Raw genomic sequence first — 21,002 nt, 5'->3', positions numbered from 1 at the left:
ATTTTTCATCTGTAAATATTAACGTTACGCAAAACAAAAAAGTTGGACCAAGGGCCCAACTTTTCAAATAACGCTCAACTCTCCATCAGTTCAGTCCATCTCAATTCTTTTCAATCGCAAGTTCGTAACTGGGGATACGATCAACGGGAACTTTTCAACTGTTACGCTTGCCGAGTCAAGACCGAAGCCTCTTTCCTCAGAAAGACTGACTTCTTTCACCCAGAAATACAACTTCATAATAATGCGCTCCACGATTGGCAATTCATTATCCTGACTTAAATATTTTTCCATAACAATGAATTGGAAATCGCCCACCACATTGTTTCTTTCAAGACTTTCATAGCGGCTGGTGATGTTCACTTCTTTGTTGGCAACAAGATCCGCCACTACTTTACGGAACATTAAGTTGATGCGCGGCTCAATTCTAAAGCCTAAACGGAATTCTACCCTGATAATATCATTCGGGATAATATGGTCAACGGAATATTCGCAGGTATACGGATCATCCAAAGTATCTACGTGAATGAACCAGTATATATCGGCGCGTTTTGGTTTTCTGTTCAGAATTGAATAAATGATCTTATGCTCAATTTCCTTAGGATTGTTCGCGCTAGTCATGTACACCAGGTGAGTCGCATGTTTAGGAACAGTTCTGTCGTTGCTCAGTTCCTGTATTTGTGGAATATAGTGGTCCATGCGTACAAACTCCACATAACGGTTTTTGATTTTTCTGCTGCGGAACCAGATATACATAATGGTGAACAAACCTCCTGCAATGATCAAAGAAACGAAACCACCGTGAGGGAATTTCTCAAGATTTGCAAAAAGGAAACCGAATTCAATTCCCAAATACACCACGAGATACAAGTAAATGAGATATGGCGGGGTTCGTTTGGAAACGAGGTAGTTTGCAAACAAAATAGACGTTGCGATCATGCACATGGTAATAGCCAAACCGTAGGCTGCCTCCATGTTGCTCGATTCCTGGAAGTACAATACTACACCTGTACATCCCAAAAATAGCAACAGGTTAATGCCCGGAATATATAGTTGCCCGCGTTCTTCTGTTGGGTAAACAATTTTGAGTTTTGGCCAAAGATTCAGTCGCATTGCCTCACTGATCAGCGTAAATGAACCGCTTATCAATGCCTGGCTGGCAATGATCGCAGCAGCCGTGGCAATCACGATACCTGCAATGATGAACCAATGCGGCATGATGCCGTAGAAAGGGTTGATCAGTTCCTGTGCGTTTGGAAACTCCAGCATGAACTTGGAATCTTTTAAAAGCTTTTCAGTCGCAAATACAGCTCCATGATGTTTTGCCAAAAGCCATGCACCCTGTCCCAGGTAGTTTAAGATCAGGGCGGTTTTTACGAATATCCATGAGTAACGGATGTTCCATTTTCCGCAGTGACCAAGATCTGAATACAGTGCCTCCGCACCCGTGGTACAAAGGAAAACCGCACCTAGCAACCAGAATCCTTTTGGATAAGTTACCAATAATTTTATAGCGTAGTATGGATTCAGTGCTTTGAAAATGTCGAAATCAAAAGAGATCTTCGAAAGCCCCAGTACCGCCAGCATACAGAACCAAACAAACATGATCGGCCCGAAGAATTTACCAATGGATGCCGTTCCAAATTGCTGTACAAAGAAGAGCATACACAAGATGCCCAGCACTATGTACATGATAATGTTAGGATTGGAATCGACAATTGGCTTGAAGAAATCCTGCCTTCCAAGCTCCTCAATGGCAGAGGTAACGGTAATTGGAGGCGTAATCATACCGTCGGCGAGTAACGCGGCACCGCCTAGCATCGCGGCAACAACCAGCCATTTCCGTTGCCGTCTTACCAGTGCGTATAATGAAAAGATACCACCTTCACCTTTGTTATCTGCCTGTAACGTGAGGATAACGTATTTAACAGTGGTTTGTAGTGTGAGCGTCCAGATAATGCAGGACACGCTTCCGATGATAAGGTCTTCTGAAATAGGTCTTCCGGCAATGATAGCGCTCATTACGTAAAGAGGAGATGTACCAATGTCACCATAAATAATTCCTAAGGCGATTAGAAGTCCGGCCAACGAGGCCTTGTTTGATATTTTGCCCACGATTGAGTAATTATGAACTTTACTGTGTACGAATATTTTAATACTGTGTTAACAGTTTTTCTGCAGACACAAGCTGCAAAGTTATATGGAAACACAATTAAAGTTGTTTAAAAAATTATTAGTTAATAACTGAAACTACTAACCGTTAGTTTAGTCAGGAATTAGGAATTAGAAATTAGGAGTTAGAACGTAGCTCAAATATCAAGTGTGTTCTCCCACTAATTTCTAATTCCTAACTACTAACTCCTAATTCCTGTTGTCTCAACGTATAATCGCACTTTTTGTTTACGTTTGTGAGGCTATTAAACAACCCGGGATTATGAAAAAGGAAGAATTACCACAGGATAAAAAAATCATTAAGGGAGAAGACAATACCTTAAGGAAAGTATTATACGTGACTGACGATTCCGGAAATTATGAGTCTGCACAGTCCGACGGCTGGGAAGCCGAGAACTATGCACTTACCCAAGCCTGGGAAGACATTGACGAACACATTGCAGAAACCAGGGATAAAGTGAAAAATGGCGAAGTAAGTCCGATTGCCTATTTTATGCTGAAAAATCTTATGGACATTCCCATCCTTGCAAGCTATGTCGGCAAATGGAAATGGGTAGTAAAACGGCATTTAAAACCTTCTGTCTTTAAAAAACTTGATAAAGAAACATTGGAGCAATACGCATCCGTTTTCAACATAACTGTAGATGAACTTACTAAATTCCCTACAGCGTAATAATATTTCAACCATCTATGATCATTGATAATTTCGAGCATCACCAGTATGCACACTGTGAAAGCGGCGTTACAGTAAATCTTTTAAGATACTACGGAGTAGAACTTTCTGAACCTATGATATTTGGCATCGGCGCAGGAATGTTTTTCGGGCACTTACCATTTGTGAAAGTAAATGGCGTACCGGGAACAACCTTTCGCATTTGGCCAGGTTACATTTTTAAAAGAGTAAGCAATCAACTTGGCGTAAAAATAAAAGTGGAGAATTTTAAAACTCCCGAAAAAGCCATGCAGGCGCTGGATGAGGTTTTGGCCAGCAAAAGACCAGCGGGAATGATGGCCAGCGTTTATTATTTAAATTATTTGCCTCCTGCTTTTCGTTTTCATTTCAATGCACATAATTTAATTGCCTTTGGCAAAGAAGGTGATGAATACCTGATCAGTGATCCGGTAATGGAAAGTGTTGCGAAAGTTTCCTCAGAAGATCTGGCGAAAGCACGCTTTGCAAAAGGGTTTCCGGAACCTAACGGCAGAATGTATTATCCCGTTCAGGCGCCCAAAACAGTTGATCTTACAAAGCCGATTTGGAGCGGCATCAATCAAACATGTTTTTTTATGTTAACTCCACCCGTGCCATTCTTCGGAGTAAAGGGCATTAAATTTTTGGGTAAAAAAATAAAACAATATCCCGCCAAACTTGATCCAAGAAGATCGGCACTGTATGTTGGAAATATCATTCGCATGCAGGAAGAGATCGGCACAGGCGGCGCAGGTTTCAGATTTTTGTATGCGGCATTTTTGCAGGAAGCAGGCAAGAAATTTGGTAACGACGAATTGTTGCGCCTGTCACAAGAAATGACCACAATTGGCGACCAATGGCGCAACTTTGCATACTCCGCAGCACGCACCTGCAAGGCCCGCAGCGGTGAATTGCACTCCTACGATGAACTGGGCGACATGCTCATTGACATATCCGGAAAGGAAAAAGATTTTTTTGAGAAACTTAAAAAAGTAGCGAAAAGCTGGAATTAATTGAAAATTGAAAGTTGAAAATTTAAAATGTAACCTCGTAGTTCAAACCAATTTTCGACTTTCAATTTTCAATTTTCAATTAATTAATGATGCTTCAAATAAACAATCTCCATAAAACATACAAGCATGCGCCGGAGCCATCGTTGCAGGGATTGAACATACAATTCTCTACGGGCATCATTGCGGGTTTGCTGGGGCCAAACGGTGCAGGTAAAACAACTACCATTTCGATCATTTGTGGGTTGGTGGCACCAGACAATGGAGATGTAGTTGTGTTAGGAGATAACGTAAGAAGTGAGCTTGACAGCATTAAAAAGAAGATCGGTGTTGTGCCGCAATCCATTGCTCTGTATCCCCAGTTGTCGGTGTTTGAAAATCTACAATACGTTGGAAAATTGTATGGACTTAAAGGAACAGCGTTGAAAGATAAGATCTATCATTATTTGAAAATCTTTGGCCTTGATAACAACGCAAAAAAGTCTATCAAACATTTTTCCGGAGGAATGAAACGGAGGGCAAATATTATCGCAGCTCTGCTGCACGAGCCCGTGTTGTTGATTTTGGATGAGCCAACCGCTGGCGTAGATGTGCAGTCGCGCAACATGATCATGGACTTTCTGAAAATGTACAATGCGCAAGGACATTCTATCATTTACACTTCCCACTTGTTAGAAGAAGCGCAGGAGTTATGTGATGAAGTTGCCATTATAGACAACGGGAAATTGGTGGTTCATGGGAATACAGAAGAATTAATTTCATCGCATCATGCAAATAATTTGGAAGATCTGTTTTTAAAAATAACCGGAACAAAAGTCAGAGATTAGGACTCATAACTTACAACTCAAAACTCACAACTTTCCCCGTTTCATGCAAAAAAAGGCTGCATCTGTATCTAGAATTATTGCTACCATCATCAATGAATGCCGACTTTTCTTAAAAGATATAGCCGGGTTATCATTGCTGTTATTAATGCCGATTGTACTCACCGTAATCATGGCATTGATACAGGACGCTCCATTTCGGGAATATCAGAACATTCGGTTCGATGTGTTGTGGGTGGACAATGATCACGGCCAACTCGCAAAAAAATTACAGGAAGATTTTAGCCAGACAAAGCAGTTTCATCTTGTTACATCTGTAGACGATAAGGTATTGGATGATGCTGCTGTAAAGGCTTTGGTGCAAAAAGGAAAATATCAGATCGGTATTGTTATTCCCAATGGTCTATCGGCTGAAGTGATCAATAGCGCCAACCAGATTGCTAATGACATCGGTTCAAAAATAGGCGCTCCCGGAAAACTACCGCAAAGAGAAAGCCGCCCCGGCAATGACATACAAGTCTATTTCGATCCTGCTGCCAAACAAACGTTCAAGCTTTCAATAATGAATGCGCTTGAGAAATTTACCACGAAATCTGAGGCTGAATTGACGCTTTCCAGACTCGCAAAAACAATGAAGTCGCAGGATAGCGATACTAACGACTCGGTAAATATTGATTTGCAGAATAGGCTGCGTTCGGTGGGTATTAGAGAGGCCTCACCCGTAAACGCCAATATTTACAGCGCCACCAACTCAGTGCAACATAACGTTCCCGCATGGGCGATATTTGGTTTGTTCTTTATCATCATTCCTATCGCGGGAAACATGATCGGTGAAAGGGAAGACGGTAGCTTGACAAGGCTGAAACTAATTCCGGGCTCGTATTTCGATATTCTATTCGGCAAATTATTTTTCTATGTAATGGTTGGTGTGGTGCAATTTTATTTGATGTTGCAGGCAGGTGTTTATTTGTTGCCCCACTTAGGTTTGCCTGCATTGTACATGGGCCACGCACCAATTTCTTTATTTATCACGGCAATTGTAATTTCATTTACGGCAACTTCTTATGGCGTGCTAATTGGAACTGTATTTCAAACGGCGAACCAGGCTTTGCCATTTGGTTCCATTTCCATCGTGATATTATCGGCCATCGGTGGTATTTGGGTGCCAGTCGAAATTTTGCCGTATGCATTGCAACAACTGGCAAAAGTTTCGCCCCTTCATTGGGCTCTCGATATTATCAATGATCTGTTTTTACGTAACGGTAGTTTTTATGGCATTTTGCCTAAGCTTTCAATGCTTCTTGGTTTCAGCGCCGTGTTTTTTATAATCGCAGGAGTGGTGGAGAAGCGGAGGAAGAGGTGAAATTTGTTAGATATGATCCAGCGTCATTGATTGTTCTTAATCTGGTCAAATCTGATAAGAAAATAATTGTCTTTGTCGAACACGATGTTTCCATTTGAATTTAGGGGGACTATGTCACCGGTGGCGCCGTTTGCTAGGTCTCTTTGTCGCATGTTTTGCCACTCATCTTTGTGATCTGGATATTTCCCTTGCCAATAACTGCTATCCATACTAGAATAACGGCGAATTAAGAATTTATTAGTTTGAATTCCATGGTGCTTTCTTAAATCGTGCATAATTATCGTGTCACCAGATAAGTCGTAATTACCCGTGTAACAACCCGGGTCCATAAAATCGCCGTCACAAAATTGGTATTTATTGCCTTTGTATAAACCGAAGTATATTACGCCAAATCCACTATTGACTGGGCCTGCATGGAATATTTTGTCTTTTTCGTCTACCTTAATCTGAGTTCGGCAATATACAAGGAGAAAAGCGAAAACAACAAAAAGTAACGTCTTGTTTGTAATCATAGAATAATCGTTGGCTCAAATATATAAAGAGAAAAATAAAGCCCCTGCAAACAATTCCCGGCTTTCTTTGTTAACAAAACTCGCGTCAGATCTTACATGTTTTTTCACATTTATAGATGTGCATAACTCAAAAGCTGTATGTTATTTGATGTTTAGTGCTGATATGCAGCTTGGCTCTGTAGTTAAGCGTTATCTGTGCCAAAAATCCTTTCCCTTACCGTTAATAAAACTTATACTAAACGATTACTTTATGGTATTTCCTTACAGATTATACCTGGTTGTCAGTGAATTGGCTTGTAAGGGCAAAAACATTTTACACGTTGTGGAGTCTGCTGCGCGCGGCGGTGTAGACCTTGTTCAATTCCGCGACAATGAGATGGATGAGACAGATTTTGCCATGACCACCATAGCTCTGCAACATTTATTAAACAAATACAATGTTCCTCTGATTGTGAATGACAGGTGGGATATAGCCAAAGGATTAAATGCTTACGGCGTTCATGTGGGTAAAAGCGATAATTCTCCGAGTATAATTAAGCAGGTTTGGCCAGACTGCGGCTGCGTGGGTTATTCCGTTGAATATGAAGAACAAATAAATTGCGAAGAAGCAAAAAAAGCCGATTACCTTGGTATATGCCCTGTTTTTACAAAAACGGGTTCGCTGGTGCAATGGGGGATAGAAGGCATCCGCTGGATTCGTTCGCAAACCAATAAGCCACTTGCCGCTATTGGCAATATTAATATGGCAAATGTAAAAGAGGTGGTAAAAGCGGGAGTGGACTGCATTGCGGTGATGTCATCTATTTGCAGTGCAAAGGATCCTGAAAAAGCAGCTGCATTGTTAAGAGCCGAGATTGAGATCGCCAGTCTTGCCTGATTAGCGAAGATATGCAGGCTTGGGTCGGTAGTTGCAGCGTGGCGTATCTGTGCTAGCAGCTATATATAAATAATTTTTGTCAGTTTTCTGTCTTCTTTAATAACTTTTATTTTTATTTGATGTTATTTCTTACCTTTGCTCTCCTGTTTTTACGGGAAAATTAGCTAATTGATGTTATATAACGGCCGTATTTTTTATATAACTTATTGATTTGTAGTGTAAAAGAGAACATTTAATGTTCTCCTTTGGTATTTTGTCTATAGACGATTTAAAATCTTTAAAACCGGTTTAATTATACATATGTCTTCAACAAAAGTGAACAACAGGGTCAATTTTGCAAAAATTAAAAACATTGCAGAAACTCCTGACCTACTCGAAGTACAGATTCAATCATTTAAAGACTTCTTCCAGTTAGAAACGACTCCAGACAAAAGAAACATTGAGGGTTTATTCCGTGTGTTTAGGGAAAATTTTCCTATCACCGATACCCGCAACATCTTCGTGCTGGAATTCCTGGATTACTTTATTGATCCGCCTCGTTACACTATCGAAGAGTGTATGGAGCGTGGTTTAACGTACGCTGTTCCATTAAAAGCAAAGCTTCGCCTGAGCTGTAATGATGAAGAGCACGTAGATTTCCAAACCATCGTTCAGGATGTGTTCCTCGGAAACATTCCTTACATGACCCCTCGTGGTACTTTTGTTATCAACGGTGCTGAGCGTGTTGTGGTTTCTCAATTACACCGTTCTCCTGGTGTATTCTTTGGTCAGTCCGTTCACCCGAACGGTACTAAGATTTACTCTGCAAGGGTAATTCCTTTCAAAGGTGCATGGATGGAGTTTGCTACAGATATCAATAACGTGATGTATGCTTACATCGACCGTAAGAAAAAATTCCCTGTAACAACTTTGCTGCGTTCTATCGGTTTCGAAACTGATAAGGACATTCTTGAGTTGTTCGGAATGGCCGATGAAGTGAAAGGCGAGAAAAAAGAACTTGATAAATATATTGGTAAAAAATTGGCTGCTCGTGTATTGAGAACATGGGTAGAAGATTTCGTGGATGAGGATACAGGCGAGGTGGTTTCTATCGAGCGTAACGAAGTTGTGCTTGAGCGTGACACTATCCTTGACGAAGAAGCAGCTGAAATGGTGGTTGATATGGGCGTTAAAAGCGTATTCCTGCAAAGAGAAGACGTTGGTGGCGACTATGCGATCATCTACAACACTTTGAATAAAGATACTTCTAACTCAGAGTTGGAAGCGGTTCAGCACATCTACCGTCAATTGCGCGGTGCAGATGCTCCTGATAACGAAACAGCACGTGGTATCATTGACAAATTGTTCTTCAGTGATAAACGTTATGATCTTGGAGAAGTGGGCCGTTACAAAATCAACCGTAAGTTGAATTTGAACTATCCTCTTGAGAAAAAAGTATTAACGAAAGAAGATATCATCGAAATCATTAAATACCTGGTTCGCCTTACAAACGCGAAAGCAGATATTGACGATATCGATCACCTGAGCAATCGTCGCGTACGTACAGTGGGCGAACAATTGTATGCTCAGTTCGGTGTTGGTCTTGCACGTATGGCTCGTACCATTCGTGAAAGAATGAACGTTCGTGATAATGAGGTATTTACCCCGGTTGATTTGATCAATGCAAGAACACTTTCTTCTGTGATCAACTCATTCTTTGGTACGTCTCAGTTGTCTCAGTTCCTTGACCAAACCAACCCTCTGTCTGAGATCACTCACAAACGTCGTATCTCAGCGTTAGGGCCAGGAGGTTTGAGCCGTGAGCGTGCAGGCTTTGAGGTTCGTGACGTACACTATTCTCACTACGGTCGTCTTTGTACAATTGAAACTCCGGAAGGACCAAACATTGGTTTGATCTCTACCTTGTGTGTTCACGCAAAGATCAACGAAATGGGTTTCATCGAAACTCCATATCGTAAAGTGAACGACGGTAAAGTTGATATGAAAGAATTGACTTACCTGAGTGCTGAAGAGGAAGATTTCGCTAAGATCGCGCAGGCAAATACTCCGCTTACTGAAAAAGGCGAGTTTGCTGAAGACAAGATCGTTAGCCGTGAAACAGGTGACTTCCCTATTTTGGAAAGAACAGAAGTAGAATACATGGACGTTGCTCCTAACCAGATCGTTGGTTTGAGTGCTTCCCTGATTCCGTTCCTTGAGCATGATGATGCCAACCGTGCGTTGATGGGATCAAACATGCAACGTCAGGCTGTTCCATTGATCAATGCCCAGGCACCAATCGTAGGTACCGGTCTTGAAGGTAAAGCTGCACGTGACGCACGTGTGCAGATTATGGCTGAAGGCAAAGGCGTTGTTGAGTTCGTTGACTCTAACGAAATTCACGTTCGTTACGACCGAAACGAAGCTCAGAAACTTGTAAGCTTTGAAGAAGATCTTAAAATATATAAACTAACGAAGTTTATTAAAACCAACCAGGAAACTTCTATCACTTTACGTCCTGCTGTGAAAAAAGACCAGGAAGTAAAAGAAGGCGACTTCTTAACTGAAGGTTACGCTGTGAAAGATGGTGAATTGGCTTTGGGACGTAACCTGAAAGTGGCATTCATGCCTTGGAAAGGTTACAACTTCGAGGATGCGATCGTAATCAGCGAAAAAGTAGCACGCGATGACTGGTTCACTTCTATTCACATTTCTGAATACGAACTGGAAGTACGTGATACTAAATTGGGTGAAGAGGAATTGACTCCGGATATCCCTAACGTATCTGAAGAAGCAACAAAAGATCTTGACGAAAACGGTATCATCCGCATCGGTGCCCAGGTAAAAGAAGGAGACATCCTTATTGGTAAGATCACTCCAAAAGGAGAAAGCGATCCTACCCCTGAAGAAAAACTGTTGCGTGCGATCTTCGGTGATAAAGCCGGCGACGCAAAAGATGCTTCACTGAAAGCTCCAAACGGAGTAGAAGGTGTGGTTATCGACAAGAAACTTTTCCAACGTGCAAAAAAAGATAAGAATACAAAAGTTCGTGAAAAAGCAACTATCGAGAAAATCGAGAAAGTTCACGAGAAAAATGTAACTGATCTGTTGGAAGTGTTGTTGAGCAAATTGCAAGTGTTGTTGAGAGATAAAGCTTCAACAGGTGTTAGCAATAACTTCGGTGAAGTACAAATCGGTAAAGGCGCGAAGTTCACTGCTAAGAACCTTGCCGGCCTTGATTACCTTAACATTAACCCGCTGGGTTGGACAGGTGATGCTGATATCGACAACCAGATCAACATCTTGTTGCACAACTATAACATCAAGTACAACGAAGAACTTGGACGTTATAAGAGAGAGAAGTTCAACGTATCAATCGGTGATGAATTACCTGCCGGTGTATTGAAATTGGCTAAAGTTTACCTTGCTGTAAAACGTAAGTTGAAGGTGGGTGATAAAATGGCCGGTCGTCACGGTAACAAAGGTATCGTTGCTAAGATTGTGCGTGCAGAAGATATGCCTTACCTGGAAGATGGTACTCCGGTTGACATCGTATTGAACCCATTGGGCGTACCTAGCCGTATGAACCTTGGACAGATCTACGAAACAGTACTTGGATGGTGCGGTGAGAAATTGGGTGTGAAATTCGCTACTCCAATTTTCGACGGTGCTACAACTGACGAAATCGCTGAATACTGCGAAAGAGCAAGTATCCCAATGATGGGTCACACTTACCTGTATGATGGTGAAACAGGCGAACGCATGCACCAGAAAGCAACTGTAGGTATCATCTACATGATCAAACTGCACCACATGGTTGACGATAAAATGCACGCACGTTCTATCGGGCCATACAGCTTGATCACACAACAACCTCTGGGTGGTAAAGCTCAGTTCGGTGGTCAGCGTTTTGGTGAGATGGAGGTTTGGGCACTTGAAGCATACGGTGCATCTAACATCCTGCAGGAGTTGTTAACTATTAAATCTGATGATATCATAGGTCGTGCAAAAACTTATGAAGCAATCGTGAAAGGTGACAACATTCCAAGAGCTGGTGTTCCTGAATCATTCAACGTATTGGTACATGAGTTGAGAGGTTTGGGTCTGGATCTGAAATTTGAATAATAAATTATTCATCATACTGTGAAGCCGCGGCATTGCCGCGGCTTTTTTATTGTGAAGTTCATAATCATCAAGGTTTACATCTACACCTCAGCCACTCTAAACGGCACCACTTCATAAGTCTCCCATACACCATCCTTCACATATGGATCTGCCTCTATCCAGTTTTCAGCAGCTTCCATATCCGGCAAGTCGATCACCAGTATTGAACCGACCATTTTTCCTTCATCAGTTAGTTTTGATCCGCCGAAAATAAAATGTCCTTTAGCTTTTTCTTTGTGCATACGGTCGATATGTTTCGGACGAACCGCGAGTCGGCGATTTAACGCTTCGGCATCTTTGTGGTCAGTGCCAATAACAAGGAATTGCATATGGGAAGTTTTGAGTTGTGAATATGAGTTTTGAGTAAAAGGTAAAAAGTAAAAGATCTTCATTGATCATGGAAATCATGAAAATCTGCCTGCCCGACCAGTCATTCAGGCGGGCGTTCAGGTTTCTCCAAAAAAAATCCCCATGAGAAATCTCACAGGGACAAATTATTTAAAATGGACTTAGGCTAACTATTTGCCTTTTGCTTTTTCAGCTTCATATTTTGCGAAGTCATCAGCGCTTAACACCTGGCCAGCAATTTTCAATTCCAAAGGCTGATCAGCACCAGCAACTTTTACGAAAATTGTTTTCTCGAATGGACCGGCAGCGGCAGCATTGAAACCAGCTTTTACCACATCGCTTTTACCTTTAGCAACCGGTTTTTCAGGTTTTACAGGTGTAGTACAACCGCAGCTTGCAGTTGCAGATTCGATTACAACAGGAGCTGAGGCAATGTTTTTGAAGGCGAAATCGTAAGTAACAGGTACGCCTTGTTTGATCTTACCAAAGTCGTGTCTTGTTTCAGCAAATTTTACTAATTCGTCAGCTTTTTTGGTTGGAACCGTACTGGTTGTTTGCGCAAATGCAAATACGCTTAGCATTAAAGAGAAAACAGATAACAGAGCGATTTTTTTCATGCTTATTGTTTTTTATTGTTTTAATAATTGAATGGAACTGTTGGCAGGAGCTGAACCTACTGGAGCCTTGGTTACTTCACCCTTAATTTTAATGGCCGAGGTTTTGTTTCCATTGTAAAAAATAGTCACGGTTTTTTCGAAGGGGCCTTCTGCTGCTGCATTGTACCCTACTGTAATTTTGCTTGTATTATTCGGCAACACCGGATCCTTTTTCCAGACAGGAGTGGTGCAACCGCAAGATGCCTGCACATTATCAAGGTGCAAAGTATCAGAACTATTGTTGGTAAAATAAAATTCATGAGTAACAGGCCTGCCTTGGGAAATTTTGCCAAAGTCGTAGACTTTTTCAGGTAACATCAGCGTTTCCTGTTGTTTTTCATTGGTTTGTGAAAATGCAATGGAGGAGATTCCCACCGACAAACAAACCGCTAATAAGGTTTTTTTCATTCGCATACAGGGTGATAAGACCGGAAAATTACAATTAAGTTTAACGAACAACAAATCTATAAATTGTAAAGTCAAACCGGAACTTTTTGCCTTTCGAAAAACAGGTTATTAACAATCAGATTACATTTACCAGATTATATTAACAGTTGTTAGTTTCTGTTTGCCAAATTCACTTTACATTTGTCGCATGGAAAATTTGATACACAGCGATGCTATTACCGATGAACAACTTTCGTTCGATTCATTTCGCGAAAAAGTTCTTACCGATTATAAAATAGCTTGTGAGAGCAGGGAGGCGAGTTTGCTTGGCCGTAAGGAAGTACTCACCGGCAAAGCGAAATTCGGCATTTTCGGAGACGGAAAAGAAGTTCCGCAGGTTGCACTATCAAGATTTTTCAAGCCGGGCGATTTTTACTCCGGTTATTACCGCGACCAAACTATCGCTTTCGCCACAGGCGGAGCTACTGTTCAGGAGTTTTTTGCGCAGCTATATGCTGACCCTGACAGAAACAATGACCCTCACAGTGGCGGTCGTCAGATGAACTCACACTTCGCAACCGCATTTGTAGACGATAATGGTGAAATATTAGACCTTATAAACCGCAAGAACCTTGCGGCAGGAATGGCTCCTACAGCAGGCCAAATGCCAAAAGCGCTTGGTTTTGCATTGGCATCAAAGTCTTTCCGGGAGATAGATCAGCTGCATCAATTTACCAACCTGTCAAACAAAGGCAACGAGGTTTGCTTTTGTACAATTGGCGACGCATCTACCAGCGAAGGACATTTCTGGGAAACAGTGAATGCTGCGGGTGTTCAACAAGTGCCACTGGCCATCTTTGTTTGGGACGATGGTTACGGAATCTCTGTTCCTACAAAATATCAAACTACCAAAGGTTCCATCTCCGAAGCATTAAAAGGCTTTCAGAAAAAGAATGGTTCCAACGGTATCGACATCTATAAAGTAAAGGCCTGGGATTACGCAGGAATGTGCGAAGTATTTGAAGCTGGTATTCAAAAGATCAGAGACACGCATATTCCAGCGGTTTTCCATGTGGAAGAAGTAACGCAACCACAAGGCCACTCTACATCTGGCAGCCATGAGCGCTATAAATCTAATGAGAGACTGGCATGGGAAAAAGAATGGGATTGTTTGAAGAAAATGAAGGAATGGATCATTGAGAACGCTTTGGTAAGTGAAGAAGAGCTTTCTGAAATTGAGCTGAAAGCAAAAGAATATGTAAAGCAAAGCAAGATCAATGCGTGGGAAAATTACATCATGCCGATCAAACAGCAGGTTATCAAAGCGGTTGCGCTGTTGAAAGATTTTGCAACTTCTTTGCCGGATCAGGCAAACGCTATCAACACCATTTCCAGTGTACTTTCTGCACATCGTGAGCCGGGACGCAAGGATGTAATGAAATCCATCCACAATGCATTGCTGCTTTCTACAGACAAAAAGAAGAATCAACCATTGCAGGAATACTACAATGAACTGTTGGCTTTAAATAAGTCTTTATACAATACTTATTTATTGAACGAGAATGCCAAAAGCGCTTTGCGTGTAAAAGAGGCAAAACCAAATTTTGATGATCATAGCCAGGTGCTGAATGGTTATGAGGTATTGAATAAATATTTTGATGCCTTATTTGGAAACAATCCGAAGGTTCTTGCTTTTGGTGAAGATCTTGGAAATATTGGCGACGTGAACCAGGGCTTTGCTGGCTTGCAGGCAAAATATGGTGAAAAAAGAATTTTCGATACTGGCATTCGTGAGCTTACGATTATTGGTCAGGGTATAGGAATGGCGATGAGAGGTTTAAGGCCAATCGCAGAAATTCAATACCTGGATTATGTATTGTACGGTTTGCAACCACTAAGCGACGACCTTGCTTCTATGCACTACAGAACAGCGGGCAAACAAAGTGCTCCACTGATCGTACGTACAAGGGGCCACAGACTAGAAGGCATTTGGCACAGTGGCTCACCAATGGGCATGCTTGTTAATTCATTAAGAGGCATTCACGTGTGTGTGCCGCGCAACATGGTACAAGCGGCCGGTATGTACAACACCCTTTTGCAAAGCAGCGATCCTGCTATTGTGATTGAAAGCCTTAACGGATATCGCCTGAAAGAGAAATTGCCAAACAATTTACTTGAATACAGAGTGCCACTTGGCGTTCCTGAAATTATAAGAGAAGGTAGTGATATTACCATCGTGTCTTACGGTTCAACTTTGCGCATCATTCAGGAAGCTGCCGACATTCTTGCTACTCATAACATACATTGCGAGATTGTTGACGTACAAACGCTTTTGCCATTTGACGTTAACGGTTCCATCATCGAATCTTTAAAGAAAACAAACCGCATCGTGTTTATCGACGAAGATGTTCCGGGTGGAGCGGCGGCTTACATGTTTAACATTGTGATGGAGAAACAAGGTGGTTATAAGTGGTTGGATGTTGCTCCCCGCACGGTTACCGCAAAAGCACACCGTCCTGCATATGCAAGTGATGGCGACTATTTCAGCAAACCTAATGTGGAAGAGATCGTAGACGTGGTGCTTGAAATGGTGAGAGAATAATTAGGAACCAAGAATTAGAAATTAGGAATTAGGTTTTTCCGATTATAAAGTTTTCGAAACTGCAGGGTGAGAGCCTTGCAGTTTTTTTGTTGCACCGCGTGAATGCGAAAGTTAGGCGCAGCATCTGGCAAACCGTAATGGTTCTTACTAATCATGTCCCACCCATCAGCCATGGTTCGTGTCTTCACGAACCATCACCCACCTGCTTACTGTTGCGTTGCGTGAGGACACGTACTGCGGCGTTCGGTGTTTTGCGTTAAACCGTCCATCAAATAATCCACAACCCGCTTGTATTCCATCTTTATTCTGTCTATTTTAAAGGGTATTTAGAAAATAAAACCCGGTAGAAGTTTCCAATCTTTGAATTTTTGCGATATAGGTAGGTGATGTTCTCTAAACTGTTATTTCCCCTCAAATGAGAGAAACTACCATACTGCCGAAAATAATGGCAACACTTTTATTTGTTGCTATTAATTTTTTTGTGTCTTCTCAGTCCTTTTGCCAAACTATTAATGGAACAGTTGTAGACTCGGTTAACAAGCCGTTGGGCCACGCAAATGTTTTGTTGCTTAAGGCAAAAGATTCTTCGTTGGTGAAAGCAATCATGTGCGATGACAAGGGCATTTATTCTTTTGCAAATATTTCTGAAGGAAAGTATCTTATCGTTTCCAATTTTGTGAATCATAAAGCGGCTTATAGCAGTTCATTTATTCTTGACAAAGCACGTTCGAAAATTTCACTTCCTCCAATCATTCTCATTGAGCAGACTACCACGCTAAAAGAAGTTACAGTTTCCGTCAAAAAGCCATTGTTGGAGCAAAAGATAGACCGGCTCGTGATCAATGTGGCAAACAGCATCACAGCTGCCGGTAACACGGCACTTGAAGTGCTGGAAAGATCACCAGGTGTAATTGTTGATCACCAGAACAATGCTATTGCGATGAACGGGAAAAGCGGCGTTGTATTGATGATCAATGGAAAGATAAGCCGGGCACCGGTTTCAGCGGTTATGCAATTGCTGGAATCCATGCCATCTGGCAATATTGAAAAAATAGAATTGATTACTACACCGCCTGCAAATCTTGATGCGGAGGGTAATGCGGGTTATATAAATATTGTACTGAAAGAAAACAATAACGAAGGAACAAATGGGTCTGTTTCAGGAACCATTGGCTACGGAAAAGGCCCGGTAACACAGGTTGCAGCTAACATCAACCACAGAAAAGGAAACATAAATCTATACGGCGACATTTCTTATTCACGTATTCACAAGCCTTTGCCGATAGACGCTTATAATATCGTATCAAACAATGGCGACATTACTAAAACGACTTTTACGACCGACAGAATGGAAACAAGACCTAATTTAAACTGCCGCGTCGGTATGGATGTTGAATTGTCCAAAAAAACAGTATTGGGAGTGTTGTTTTCAGGGTATGATAACAAGTATTCGCAAACAGAGCACAATACCAGCACTATCACAAAGAATGATAAACTGGACACAACGATACAGCATTATAACAATGAAATTAATCACTGGCACAGTTTAAGCGGAAACGTTAATCTGCAGCACTCCTTCAATGAAACCGACAAAATTGTGTTCAACGCGGATTATATGTACTATGGCAATCATCAGCCGGTGAACTATCATAGTGTTTATTTTGATGGCAACAACAACTATGCGTACGAAGAATATTTCAGAAACGAGAAAACAACGCCGATTTCATTTTGGATATTCGCACTTGACTATTCCAAAAAAATAGGAAAGCACGTAAGCCTGAATGCTGGCTTGAAAGAAACAATTTCCACTTTTGACAACGACATAAGTTTTGAACAGCTGATACAAAATGAATGGATCAAAGATGATTCATTATCGGCAAAATATACTTTAAAAGAAAATTACAGTGCCGCATACGCATCTGTTAATGCGACGTTGGGCAAACGCACAGAAGCTAAGCTGGGACTTCGTTACGAGTACACTAACTCAAACCTGGGAACAGTGGAGCAAAAAGATATAGTAGACAGACACTACGGAAATTTGTTTCCGAGCTTTTTTATTACACATAAGCTCAATGATAATAATTCACTCGATTTTTCTTACAGCCGTCGCATAACAAGGCCAACTTTCAATGACCTTGCGCCATTTACTTACTATGCAAATGCTAATACGTTGATCACAGGTAACCCGGCATTGCAGCCAGCTATATCCAACAATTACAAAGTTGGATATACTTTTAAAAGTTACTTGCTTTCTGTTTCTTATTCTAAGGAAACTAATTCGATTGCGGGCTTTCAACCGAAATCAGATTCTACCACTAACAAGTTGCTCCTGTCGGCACAGAATCTAAATAATGTCAAAACGGTTTCGGTCATACTTTCTTTGCCCTTCAACGTTACCAAATGGTGGGTAATGCAGTTGAACCTAACAGGTCTGTGGCAGCAAATTAATGCGACGTATAAAGGTGATCCTGTTTCTGCAGATCAGATAAACTATAATATAAATGCCAGCGAAAGATTTACATTGCCCAAAAACTTTTCTCTTGAAATATCCGGATATTATCAGTCGAAGTTTTTAGGAGGCATCTACACAATACACGGCAGAGGCTCACTGGATGTTGGCGTAAGGAAAAAATTGCAGGGAAAAGGCGGTGCATTTACATTAAACGCAGTTAATATTTTGAATACATCCTACCTTAACGCGGAGGTGAATATGCCTGAACAAAACCTCATTACAGGTGTGAAAATATATTTTTCTCAACCTACCATAAAGCTTACGTACACACGAAATTTTGGTAAAGAGAAATTAAAGGCGAAGAGAAATTATGCAACAGGTGCAGAGGAAGAAAAGGGGAGAGTGGAGTGAATTGAAAGTTGAAAATGATGGGATTATCAGAATACCCACTGGTAGGCAAGAGATGCCGCATTGTAATCATAACCGCTTTCGGTGAATGCTCCTACGTGAAACTGAAGTTTTAACGAATGTCCTTTTGCGATTGGAAATGACCATGTCGCACCAATTCGCCAGTTGTCAAGTAAATTGCCTTGCTCTGCGCCATCAACGAGTGTTTGGCCTCCGTTGAACCAGTTGGCATTTATGCTAATCCACATTTGTCTTTTGAAATAGTACGATGCATGTCCCTGTATATTGAAAACCGGCTTTTGGATTTGTGTTTTTGTAACAAGGTATTTTGTATTAGCGGTATAGAACCAAACGCCGCTGTACATTTCCGCATATACACGTTTGAATCTTTTGGAGATACCAATTTCCGGCTTAAAGCCCCAGCGATTGCTGCCTGGGTTGATTCTTTTGTCTTGGTCGTAATAACCTATTGGAATGCTGGTCACAAGGCTGACCCCAATAATTGTTTTTTGAGTATAGCGAACAAAATCTTTTTTGTCAAGAGGAGGAGAACCCGTTAGATTAATTCCCAGTCTTAATCTTGCGTCGCCGAAACCGTTCCTGGTGATACTTGTATCGACACCGTTTAATTTAAGCTTGCCAGACAGCATCATGTAAGGTAAGACTATTTGCACACGTGCCAGTTTATTCGCAAGGCCAAAGGTATGGACGTAGCCAAGCGTAAGGCTGTTTACATTGGCCTTCATGTCTTTGATTGGAAGGGAAGGGTCGGTCAAAACATTTCCTTTCGTTAATCCATATACGAAGGCAAGCGAGTTTAAGTTTTTGGGAAGTGCAGCGTATGCCCGGGGCTCCAATTCCTGGCCGCGACAAATGCTGCATAACAGGCAAAGCAGACTTAATAGAAAAGCAGTTTTCATAATCATTTTTTGAAAGGCCGGTTGTGCAGTGTACGGTGTACGAAGTACGATGTACGACATTCATGTAAATACAACATCAAAAGACTTTCGTACATCGTACATCGTACATCGTACTTCGTACATTCCCTACTGGCTGTCCTGCACACTTTGCCAAATCTTTATCAGGTCTGGGTTTATAATGATTTCAGTTCTTCTGTTTTTAGCGCGGCCATCCGCAGTGCTGTTATCAGCAACAGGGGAATATTTGCCTCTGCCTGCAGATGTCAGACGGCTTGGATCCACTTTGTAATCGTCGCGGAGAATTTTTACAACACCGTTTGCTCTGTCCGTGCTAAGCGTCATGTTGTCGCCACCTTTCTTGAAAGGTTTATCATCCGTGTTGCCTACCACGTATACTTTTAATTTCGGGTATTCGTTGAGTACAGAAGCAAGGTTGCCCAAGGCAGCTTTAGCATCTGGCCCTAGTGTAGAGCTGCCGCTTTTGTACAATAAACCTTCGGACATGCTTACATATACCAGTCCTTCTTTATAGTATACATCCACACCCTTATCGTTGAAATTAGAAAGAGCATCTGCGATCTTTTTATCTACTTCCTGCAACGTTGCATATTGTTCAGCTACCAAAGCCCGTACCACCTCCAGTTTTTGTTTGGCGTTTTCACATTCTGCCCTGTACTTTTCAAATGCAGCCATATTCGCTTTTCTTTGGGCGTCAAACTCGTCCAGCTGTTTTTGCAAGGCTTCATTTTTTGAAGTAAGAGCTGCTTTGTCGGCCTGCAATTGTGTATTGGCGGCTTCAGCAGCTGCTAGTTTTTTCTTTGCAGCGCAAGAAGTAAACAGCACTATACAAATAAGTGTAATGGGAATGATTAATTTTCTTGTCATGGTGATGTATTTAATATGATTAACAGGGAATTAAAACAAACGACTTATTAAGAGGATATTAACTGGTTGTTTCAACAGGTAGGACGCGTTAAACGTGATCGACTTTGATGGGCCAATCACTCCTATAGCAACAGTAACAAACAACAAATGCGAGGATTAAATGGTTGGATTTTGTGCAAAAAAAACGTGAATAGACAATGGTGAATCGTGAATAGGTAGTTGACGTTCGTTGTCCAAAAAAGAATAATAAAAGCGCGAAGATTGTGTTGGGTGCCCTGATTCACGATTGACATTTCTGGATTCATCCCTATTGAAGAAACTTCGCCTTAAGCTCGGGAGTTGGTACCCAGCACGCTTCGCGCTTGCCGAACCAACGGTAACGGTTCCGCGCAATGAAGCTGTAAACAGCGTCTCTGATGAATTTTGGAATGAAAAGAAGAATCGTGGACCAGTGCCAGTTATGTAGTTGTGATAGGACTTTTAAAGCTCCTGTTGATTTTGTAAACAGCGTATCGTTTTCCAAAAGAAGAAAAGAGTCAAAATCGCCGGAAGATAGTTTGTATTGAGCGAGAATGCTACGGCCAAATTCGGATTGTAAAGAGGCAAACTGAAACCTGTTTTGTTTATCGCGTTTGATAACAAACTGAACAGAGCCGTTGCAGAGATTACAAACGCCATCGAATAATATTACAGGTTTACTTTGCAAAGCGGGATAATTTGATAATTTGAAGATTTGAGAATTTGAAAATGCTTTC

16 protein-coding genes are annotated in these 21,002 nt (G+C 41.5%); 8 read left to right on the top strand and 8 right to left on the bottom strand.

Annotated elements, in window-relative coordinates; all coding sequences use genetic code 11:
• Window positions 1-90: 90 nt before the first annotated feature.
• Entirely contained in the window at window positions 91-2,112 is a 2,022-nt protein-coding gene (locus QJ048_RS20530) for a KUP/HAK/KT family potassium transporter (protein WP_282336303.1), read from the bottom strand.
• 319 nt (window positions 2,113-2,431) lie between these two features.
• Between QJ048_RS20530 and DarG the strand changes: the two genes are divergently transcribed.
• The 4 genes from DarG (at window position 2,432) to QJ048_RS20510 (ending at window position 6,057) form a co-directional block, all read left to right on the top strand.
• Entirely contained in the window at window positions 2,432-2,842 is a 411-nt protein-coding gene (DarG, locus tag QJ048_RS20525) for a flexirubin biosynthesis protein DarG (RefSeq protein WP_282336302.1), read from the top strand.
• A gap of 17 nt (window positions 2,843-2,859) precedes the next feature.
• The gene (gene darH, locus QJ048_RS20520; protein WP_282336301.1) at window positions 2,860-3,873 is read left to right on the top strand and encodes a BtrH-related acyltransferase DarH; all 1,014 of its coding nucleotides are present in this window, start codon (window positions 2,860-2,862) and stop codon (window positions 3,871-3,873) included.
• 86 nt (window positions 3,874-3,959) lie between these two features.
• The gene (locus QJ048_RS20515) at window positions 3,960-4,697 is read left to right on the top strand and encodes an ABC transporter ATP-binding protein (protein WP_282336300.1); all 738 of its coding nucleotides are present in this window, start codon (window positions 3,960-3,962) and stop codon (window positions 4,695-4,697) included.
• A gap of 43 nt (window positions 4,698-4,740) precedes the next feature.
• Entirely contained in the window at window positions 4,741-6,057 is a 1,317-nt protein-coding gene (locus QJ048_RS20510) for an ABC transporter permease (protein ID WP_282336299.1), read from the top strand.
• A gap of 23 nt (window positions 6,058-6,080) precedes the next feature.
• Here the strand turns inward: QJ048_RS20510 and QJ048_RS20505 are convergent, their stop codons facing one another.
• Window positions 6,081-6,569, bottom strand: a complete 489-nt coding sequence (locus tag QJ048_RS20505; RefSeq protein ID WP_282336298.1) for a hypothetical protein — start codon at window positions 6,567-6,569, stop codon at window positions 6,081-6,083.
• 250 nt (window positions 6,570-6,819) lie between these two features.
• On the opposite strand from QJ048_RS20505, the gene thiE reads away from it, so the two are divergent.
• Complete coding sequence (thiE, locus tag QJ048_RS20500) at window positions 6,820-7,446, top strand: thiamine phosphate synthase (RefSeq protein ID WP_282336297.1); 627 nt, start codon at window positions 6,820-6,822, stop codon at window positions 7,444-7,446.
• A 300-nt stretch (window positions 7,447-7,746) separates the two neighbouring features.
• On the top strand, window positions 7,747-11,550 hold the full coding sequence (gene rpoB, locus QJ048_RS20495; protein ID WP_282336296.1) for a DNA-directed RNA polymerase subunit beta: 3,804 nt from the start codon (window positions 7,747-7,749) through the stop codon (window positions 11,548-11,550).
• A gap of 80 nt (window positions 11,551-11,630) precedes the next feature.
• On the opposite strand, the gene QJ048_RS20490 is transcribed toward rpoB, so the two are convergent.
• The 3 genes from QJ048_RS20490 to QJ048_RS20480 form a co-directional block, all read right to left on the bottom strand.
• Window positions 11,631-11,918 carry a YciI family protein gene (locus QJ048_RS20490; protein WP_282336295.1) on the bottom strand — a complete coding sequence of 96 codons (288 nt, stop codon included), beginning with the start codon at window positions 11,916-11,918 and terminating at the stop codon, window positions 11,631-11,633.
• Window positions 11,919-12,107: 189 nt separating this feature from the next.
• Complete coding sequence (locus tag QJ048_RS20485; protein ID WP_282336294.1) at window positions 12,108-12,554, bottom strand: DUF1573 domain-containing protein; 447 nt, start codon at window positions 12,552-12,554, stop codon at window positions 12,108-12,110.
• Between the two features lie 12 nt (window positions 12,555-12,566).
• Complete coding sequence (locus QJ048_RS20480; protein WP_282336293.1) at window positions 12,567-13,001, bottom strand: DUF1573 domain-containing protein; 435 nt, start codon at window positions 12,999-13,001, stop codon at window positions 12,567-12,569.
• A 187-nt stretch (window positions 13,002-13,188) separates the two neighbouring features.
• On the opposite strand from QJ048_RS20480, the gene QJ048_RS20475 reads away from it, so the two are divergent.
• Window positions 13,189-15,582, top strand: coding sequence for an alpha-ketoacid dehydrogenase subunit alpha/beta (locus tag QJ048_RS20475; RefSeq protein ID WP_282336292.1), 2,394 nt, complete (start codon window positions 13,189-13,191; stop codon window positions 15,580-15,582).
• Window positions 15,583-16,027: 445 nt separating this feature from the next.
• Window positions 16,028-18,445: an outer membrane beta-barrel family protein gene (locus tag QJ048_RS20470; protein WP_282336291.1), complete on the top strand. Its 2,418-nt coding sequence runs from the start codon at window positions 16,028-16,030 to the stop codon at window positions 18,443-18,445.
• Window positions 18,446-18,471: 26 nt separating this feature from the next.
• On the opposite strand, the gene QJ048_RS20465 is transcribed toward QJ048_RS20470, so the two are convergent.
• From QJ048_RS20465 to QJ048_RS20455, 3 genes are all read right to left on the bottom strand, one after another.
• Window positions 18,472-19,362, bottom strand: coding sequence for a transporter (locus tag QJ048_RS20465; RefSeq protein WP_282336290.1), 891 nt, complete (start codon window positions 19,360-19,362; stop codon window positions 18,472-18,474).
• Between the two features lie 126 nt (window positions 19,363-19,488).
• Window positions 19,489-20,247 carry an OmpA/MotB family protein gene (locus QJ048_RS20460; RefSeq protein ID WP_282336289.1) on the bottom strand — a complete coding sequence of 253 codons (759 nt, stop codon included), beginning with the start codon at window positions 20,245-20,247 and terminating at the stop codon, window positions 19,489-19,491.
• A 307-nt stretch (window positions 20,248-20,554) separates the two neighbouring features.
• Window positions 20,555-20,953, bottom strand: coding sequence for a thiol-disulfide oxidoreductase DCC family protein (locus QJ048_RS20455; protein ID WP_282336288.1), 399 nt, complete (start codon window positions 20,951-20,953; stop codon window positions 20,555-20,557).
• Between the last annotated feature and the right edge of the window lie 49 nt (window positions 20,954-21,002).

The sequence above is a fragment of the Pinibacter soli genome, assembly GCF_029961145.1.
Lineage (GTDB): Bacteria > Bacteroidota > Bacteroidia > Chitinophagales > Chitinophagaceae > Pinibacter > Pinibacter soli.
Note: the sequence above shows the minus strand (reverse complement) of the source record. Positions and strands in the feature narration are given on the sequence as shown.

Excerpts from the sequence above, each read along its gene's own strand:
- rpoB (WP_282336296.1), top strand. The coding sequence starts at position 7,747 with ATGTCTTCAACAAAAGTGAACAACAGGGTCAATTTTGCAAAAATTAAA.
- QJ048_RS20480 (WP_282336293.1), bottom strand. The coding sequence starts at position 13,001 with ATGAAAAAAACCTTATTAGCGGTTTGTTTGTCGGTGGGAATCTCCTCC.
- QJ048_RS20515 (WP_282336300.1), top strand. The coding sequence starts at position 3,960 with ATGATGCTTCAAATAAACAATCTCCATAAAACATACAAGCATGCGCCG.
- QJ048_RS20470 (WP_282336291.1), top strand. The coding sequence starts at position 16,028 with ATGGCAACACTTTTATTTGTTGCTATTAATTTTTTTGTGTCTTCTCAG.
- DarG (WP_282336302.1), top strand. The coding sequence starts at position 2,432 with ATGAAAAAGGAAGAATTACCACAGGATAAAAAAATCATTAAGGGAGAA.
- darH (WP_282336301.1), top strand. The coding sequence starts at position 2,860 with ATGATCATTGATAATTTCGAGCATCACCAGTATGCACACTGTGAAAGC.
- QJ048_RS20475 (WP_282336292.1), top strand. The coding sequence starts at position 13,189 with ATGGAAAATTTGATACACAGCGATGCTATTACCGATGAACAACTTTCG.
- QJ048_RS20485 (WP_282336294.1), bottom strand. The coding sequence starts at position 12,554 with ATGAAAAAAATCGCTCTGTTATCTGTTTTCTCTTTAATGCTAAGCGTA.
- QJ048_RS20505 (WP_282336298.1), bottom strand. The coding sequence starts at position 6,569 with ATGATTACAAACAAGACGTTACTTTTTGTTGTTTTCGCTTTTCTCCTT.
- QJ048_RS20490 (WP_282336295.1), bottom strand. The coding sequence starts at position 11,918 with ATGCAATTCCTTGTTATTGGCACTGACCACAAAGATGCCGAAGCGTTA.
- QJ048_RS20510 (WP_282336299.1), top strand. The coding sequence starts at position 4,741 with ATGCAAAAAAAGGCTGCATCTGTATCTAGAATTATTGCTACCATCATC.
- QJ048_RS20465 (WP_282336290.1), bottom strand. The coding sequence starts at position 19,362 with ATGAAAACTGCTTTTCTATTAAGTCTGCTTTGCCTGTTATGCAGCATT.
- thiE (WP_282336297.1), top strand. The coding sequence starts at position 6,820 with ATGGTATTTCCTTACAGATTATACCTGGTTGTCAGTGAATTGGCTTGT.
- QJ048_RS20460 (WP_282336289.1), bottom strand. The coding sequence starts at position 20,247 with ATGACAAGAAAATTAATCATTCCCATTACACTTATTTGTATAGTGCTG.